The sequence below is a fragment of the Intrasporangium sp. genome (genome assembly GCF_051961875.1).
In the GTDB taxonomy this organism is placed as follows: domain Bacteria; phylum Actinomycetota; class Actinomycetes; order Actinomycetales; family Dermatophilaceae; genus Intrasporangium_A.
Map to the genome: position 1 here is coordinate 1 of NZ_JBQCCV010000279.1, position 5,013 is coordinate 5,013.

The following is a 5,013-nucleotide window of genomic DNA, read 5'->3' on the forward strand; positions in this document are numbered from 1 at the left end:
GGCGCCCGCGGCTATGCGCACATCGGGGGTCTGCAGGTACTCGACGAGCGGGGCTTCGACGTCGTCGCGATCTCCGGGACGTCCATGGGGGCGCTCGTCGGTGGCGTCGCCGCTGCCGGCAAGCTCGACGCCTACACCGACTGGTCGCTCGGCCTGACCCAGCGGGAGGTGCTGCGCCTGCTCGACCTCGCGCTGTCGGCACCCGGGGGCGCGATCCGGGCCGAGCGGATCATTGCGAAGGTCGGCGAGATCCTCGAGGGCGCGTCGATCGAAGACCTGCCGATCCCCTACACCGCCGTCGCCACCGACCTGCTCGCCCGGCGCGAGGTGTGGTTCCAACGGGGACCCGTCGTGCACGCGATCCGCGCGTCGATCGCGATCCCGGGCGTCATCACGCCGATCGTCATCAACGGCCGGACGCTCGTCGACGGCGGCCTGATGAACCCCGTCCCCCTGGAGCCGATCGTCGCCGTCAACGCCGACGTCACCGTCGCGATCGACCTGTCCGGGACCCGCACGGGGACGAGCCACGGCCCGCCCGTCAAGGAGACTTCCGAGGACCGCCCCCACGAGGAGTGGGCCTCCCGCCTCTGGCGCGGGACCGCCGAGGTGCTCGAGTCCGAGCGGCTCCGGGCCCTCGCGAACCGGTTCAGCGTCGGCCACCGCCGCGACGCATCGCCCGAGGAGCTGGCCCCCGGCGTCGGGGCCCCCATTGCCGCGACGGCCGAGGAGCCGGACCCGGACGTCCATCCCGAGGCCGTACCGCCGGCGCACCCCGACGAGTGGGTCCTCGGCCGGGCCGACATCCGCACCGTCGACCTGCTCGCCATGAGCTTCGAGACGATGAGCGCGCTCATCTCCCGCTACCGGATGGCGAGCAACCCGCCCGACGTGCTCGTCACCGTCCCGTCCAACGCCGTCGGCACCCTCGACTTCCACCGCGCGGCGGAGATGATCGAGCTCGGCCGGCGGCTGATGACCGAGGCCCTGGACCGAGCCGGCTACTGAGGCCCGCCCGGACCGGCCGTAGCCGGGGTCGGCGTCACCCGCACGGTCCGGACGAGGAGCACGAGCGCCAGGAGCTGGGTCGCCGCGACGACCACCACGAGCAGGGGCAGCGACACGTCATACAGCCACCCCACCAGCGCACCCCCAACGACAGCGAACGCGCCCTGGATCCCGGCGAAGACGCCATACGCGGTGGCGCGGCGCGGCGCGGGCACGATCTCCGCGACGAGCGCCTTGATCGTGGAGTCCTGGATCCCGAAGGCGAGGCCCCACACGGCGACGCCGACCAGCGCGAGCAGGAACGACCGCGTGAGCGCGAGCGCCGGCACGACCGCGACGAGGACGGGCACGACGAGCAGGACGTGTGCGCCCCGCCGGTCGTACACCGCGCCCACCGCGAGCGCGGCGAGCGCCTCGACCGCCATCGCACCGGCATAGACGACCGGCACGCCGGCGACCGGGACGATGCCGTCGACACTGAGGTGGAAACCGATGATCCCGAACGTGACCAGTCCGCCCGTCGTGAGGCTGGCCGCGGCCGCGTAACGGAAGAACTCCTTGGGCAGGTCGCGGCCGACCGCGTCGGACAGCCAGGCCCGCAGCCCGCCCTCCCGTATGGCGCTGAGCCGGCCGGTCGGTGTGCGCGCGGTCTCGCTCTCGGCGGGTTCGCCTGCGACCTGCGGTGCTTCGGCGGGCGTCGGCTCCCGAGCCGCGGCGCTCCCGTCGTACACGGAGGGGTCGGGGACCTTGGCGCGCACCACCGCGAGGACCAGCATCGCGATGGCGCCGGGAACGGCGAGCACGAGCATGCCCGGCCAGATCACCCCGGTGGCGGCCACGACACCCGCGACGACGAGCGGCCCGGCGAAGGCGCCCACCTGGTCCATTGCCTTGTGCACCCCGAAGCCACGTCCCCGGCCCACGGCGGCCGCGACGTGCGCGAGCAGGGCGGTCTTGGACGGGCTGCGCACGGCCTTGCCGGAGCGCTCCAGCAGGATGAGGACGGCGGCGAGGGCGAGCCCGAGCCCGCCGACGAAGGGCGTCACGGCGAGGAGCGGGACGCAGACGGCGGTCAGGCCGTAGCCGATGATCGTGAGCGGCCAGTAGCCGCCCGTGCGGTCGGCGAGCGGCCCGAAGACGAGACGGAGGACGAGCGCCATCGCCTCCCCCGCGCCGGTGACGACGCCGACGACGAGGCCACTCGCGCCGAGCGCGGCGAGGAGGGGCCCGTACATCGACCGGGCGCCCTCGTAGACCATGTCGGCGGCGAGGCTGACGAAGCCGAACCAGATGACGACCCGCCAGGCGCTCCACGGGCGGCCGCGTGCGGCACGGGCCAGGCCGGCGGACGGGCTCATGCGCCGTTGCCCAGCAGCTCGCGGACCCGTGGTGCCACCTCCTCGGCGTAGAGCCGGATGCACTCGGAGCGGAGGTCGTGCGGCAGCGTGCCCATGGAGTACTTGAGCTGGAAGCGCGCGGCACCGAGGAGCCGCACCGACTCGGCGATCTTCTGGGCCACCGTCTCGGGCGACCCGCAGTAGACGGCTCCGTCGGGGCCCATCTGCGCCAGGGCCTGGTCCTTGGTCATCGGTGCCCACCGGCGCTCCCGCCCGATCAGGTTCATGTAGCCGATGAAGTGGGGCAGGTACTCCTCCTGCGCCTGCTCGTCCGTGGCGGCGACGTAGCCCGGCGAGTGGATCGCGACCGGCAGCTCGGGCTTGCCCATCTCGGCCAGGGCCCGGCGGTAGAGGTCGACGAGCGGCACGAACTGCCGGGTCGCGCCGCCGATGATGGCCACGACGACGGGCAGTCCATAGTGCGCGGCCCGGACGACGGACTGGGGCGTGCCGCCGACGCCGACCCACGTGGTCAGGCGCCCGGACTCCGTGCCGGGCTGGACCCGGTCGACCTTGAGCGGCGGCCGCGTCGTGCCCTCCCAGGCCACCGGCTCCTCCGAGAGGATCGCCGCGAGCAGGTCGAGCTTCTCGGAGAAGAGGGTCTCGTAGTCCTGCAGGTCGAAGCCGAAGAGGGGGAACGACTCGATGAACGAGCCCCGCCCCACCGTGATCTCGGCGCGCCCCTGCGAGATCGCGTCGACCGTGGCGAAGCGCTCGAAGACCCGCACCGGGTCGTCCGAGCTGAGGACGGTCACCGAGGAGCCGAGCCGGATGCGCTCGGTCGACGCCGCGAGCCCGGCGAGGACGGTGTCGGGCGCCGCAATGGCGTAGTCGGCCCGGTGGTGCTCGCCCAGGCCGATGAAGTCCAGCCCGAGGCGGTCTGCCAGCTGGCCCTCGGCCATGACCTCGCGGATCACCGCCGCGGGGTGGAGCGGGACGCCATCCGGTCCCAGCGCGATGTCCCCGAAGGTGTCCAGGCCGAGCTCGACGTCCATCCGCCCATGGTACGGCCGGGCCGCGGGGCCCGTCCCGGCCCGGGGAGGCCCCGGGTGAGGCCGACACGACGCCGGACCGGGCCGCGAAGACCGTCGCGCCCACTTCTGGGCTGACTGCCACTCAAATTGACTGAAAAGCGCTGTGTAGCAAAGCGATTCGTTAGATCCGGAGCGATTTTTCCCGGTTTTCTGCGGCGTTGTGGCCAGCGACATCGAATCTGATTGGTGCACTGTTGGATTCGACACATTCGGGACATCTCGCTTTGACCCTTCAGCCACGCCTGTGCTTGGTTAGAGGACCGTCAGCGCCTGGGGGAAGTGCTGACCGAGAACTGACGACACATACGAAACTAGACGTGAAAAGGGTGATCGGGTCGTGCCTGCCATCGAGGCGGAACATCTCTACAAGGTGTTCGGACGAAGGGCGAGGGACGGGGTCACCCGGCTCCGCCAGGGAGCCACGCGAGAGCAGCTCAACGAGCAGGACGGCCTGACCGCGGCGGTCATCGATGCGTCGTTCAGCGTCGAGGAAGGCGAGATCTTCGTCGTCATGGGCCTGTCCGGCTCGGGCAAGTCGACGCTGCTGCGCATGGTGAACGGCCTGCTCGAACCGACAGCCGGCTCGGTCACGATCATGGGCGAGAACGTCACCGCGGCGACCCCCAAGGCCTTGCGGCGCATCCGCCGCGAGCGCGTGAGCATGGTCTTCCAGCACTTCGCCCTCTTCCCGCACCGGACCGTGCTGGAAAACGCCGCCTACGGCCTGGAGACGCAGCGCGTCTCCAAGGCGGAGCGGCAGCGGCGGGCGACCGAGGCCCTCGAGTTGTGCGGCCTCGCCGGCTGGGAGGACAAGCTGCCGGGCGAGTTGTCCGGCGGGATGCAGCAGCGCGTCGGCCTCGCCCGCGCCCTCGCCGCGGACACCGACGTGCTGCTCATGGACGAGGCCTTCAGCGCGCTGGACCCGCTGATCCGCCGTGGCATGCAGGACCAGCTCCTCGAGCTGCAGAGCCGGCTCAAGAAGACCATCCTGTTCATCACCCACGACCTCAACGAGGCGATGCGCCTCGGTGACCGCATCGCGATGATGCGCGACGGCCGCATCGTGCAGATCGGCACCGCCGAGGAGATCCTCACGGACCCGGCCAACGACTACGTGGCCCGCTTCATCCAGGACGTCGACCGGAGCCGGGTGCTGACCGCCTCGTCGATCATGGAGCCGCCCGTCGTGCTGCTCGGCTCCGAGCAGGGCCCACGCGCTGCCCACAAGCTCATGCGGGAGAACCAGATCGACACGCTCTTCGTCGTCGACCGGGAACGCCGCGTCCGCGGGACCGTGCGCGCGCAGGACGTCGCCCGCGCCGTCGAGACTCGGGCCGACAGCATCCGGGACCTGCTCGACGAGGACGTGCCCACCGTGTCCCCGGACACGGTCATCGCCGACCTGCTCGCGGAGTCCGCCGACACGGAGGTGCCCCTCGCCGTCATCGACGAGAAGGACCGCCTCGTCGGCGTCGTCCCCCGGGTGACGCTGCTGTCGGCGCTCAGCAACACGACCGCCGCGGCTGATGCGGACGAGGCGCCAGACGTCACGCCTGGTCCAGATCCCGAACGGG

General features: G+C 71.8%; 4 protein-coding genes. 2 read left to right on the forward strand and 2 right to left on the reverse strand.

Annotation, left to right across the window (positions count from 1 at the left end):
* Positions 1-1,008, forward strand: a 1,008-nt coding sequence (locus ACTHJJ_RS17335; RefSeq protein ID WP_440304193.1) for a patatin-like phospholipase family protein, incomplete at its 5' end; no start/stop codon positions are given.
* On the opposite strand, the gene ACTHJJ_RS17340 is transcribed toward ACTHJJ_RS17335, so the two are convergent.
* A complete protein-coding gene (locus tag ACTHJJ_RS17340; RefSeq protein WP_440304194.1) occupies positions 1,002-2,366 on the reverse strand; it encodes an MFS transporter in 1,365 nt (454 codons plus the stop codon). The two genes, ACTHJJ_RS17335 and ACTHJJ_RS17340, sit on opposite strands and share 7 nt — an antisense overlap.
* Positions 2,363-3,400, reverse strand: a complete 1,038-nt coding sequence (locus ACTHJJ_RS17345; protein WP_440304195.1) for an LLM class flavin-dependent oxidoreductase — start codon at positions 3,398-3,400, stop codon at positions 2,363-2,365. The genes ACTHJJ_RS17340 and ACTHJJ_RS17345 overlap by 4 nt, the downstream gene beginning before the upstream one ends.
* 376 nt (positions 3,401-3,776) lie before the next feature.
* Between ACTHJJ_RS17345 and ACTHJJ_RS17350 the strand changes: the two genes are divergently transcribed.
* The coding region (locus ACTHJJ_RS17350) for a quaternary amine ABC transporter ATP-binding protein (RefSeq protein ID WP_440304196.1) at positions 3,777-5,013 on the forward strand (1,237 nt) is incomplete at its 3' end.